Annotated in this window: 2 protein-coding genes; both read left to right on the top strand. The window is 70.5% G+C overall.

Going from position 1 to position 630, the window contains the following annotated elements; translation table 11 throughout:
• A partial coding sequence (locus AC5RUJ_RS17930) for an Asp23/Gls24 family envelope stress response protein (RefSeq protein WP_494156476.1) occupies positions 1 to 332 on the top strand: 332 nt, incomplete at its 5' end.
• A gap of 31 nt (positions 333 to 363) precedes the next feature.
• Positions 364 to 555 carry a hypothetical protein gene (locus AC5RUJ_RS17925; RefSeq protein ID WP_494001991.1) on the top strand — a complete coding sequence of 64 codons (192 nt, stop codon included), beginning with the start codon at positions 364 to 366 and terminating at the stop codon, positions 553 to 555.
• The last annotated feature ends 75 nt before the right edge of the window (positions 556 to 630 follow it).

Genomic DNA, 630 nt, shown 5'->3' with positions numbered 1-630 from the left:
CCCGCTCCGTCCCGGGGGTCTACGCGCTGGGCAGCGGCACGGCAAGGGCGCTGAGTGCGCTGCGGGATGTCGTGGGCGGCAGCGACGCCGGCCAGGGCGTACACGTGGAGGTCGGCCAGACGCAGGTTGCCGTGGACATCAGCCTCGTGGCCGTTTACGGCAAGCCGCTGCAGGAGTTGGCGGGCGCCGTGCGCGAGGCGGTGTACACCGCCGTCGGGCAATTGGTGGGGCTGGACGTGATCGAGGTGAACGTGGAGATCAACGACGTCCACGTGCCCGGCCTGGACGCCAAGGCTCCGGCGGAGAAGCCGGTGCGGCAGGCGGCCCAGTAACCGGATGTTCGGGACGGCGAGAGGAACAAGGATGAGCTACACGGTAGTCGGCATGGGCGTCGGTGCGGTGCTGGCGTGGGCCGCGCTGGTGTTTAACTTCTGGGGCTTCCTGCTGATGGCGGTCTTCCTGATGGTGGGGGCGTTGCTGGGCCGCGCCGCGGAGGGCAAGCTTGACTGGCGCAGCATCCGGGATGCGCTGACCGGACGCCGCTCGTCTTCATGACGGAACCCGTTGTGGACGCGGACGAACTGCCTCCCCGCCCGGAAGGACCGCCGCCGGCCGGGCGGCCGGACGGAC

The organism is Arthrobacter sp. Y3223164 (assembly GCF_059091005.1).
Note: the sequence above shows the minus strand (reverse complement) of the source record. Positions and strands in the feature narration are given on the sequence as shown.

What these genes read in the sequence shown, in the direction of transcription:
- AC5RUJ_RS17925 (WP_494001991.1), top strand. Translation starts at nt 364, where the DNA reads ATGAGCTACACGGTAGTCGGCATGGGCGTCGGTGCGGTGCTGGCGTGG.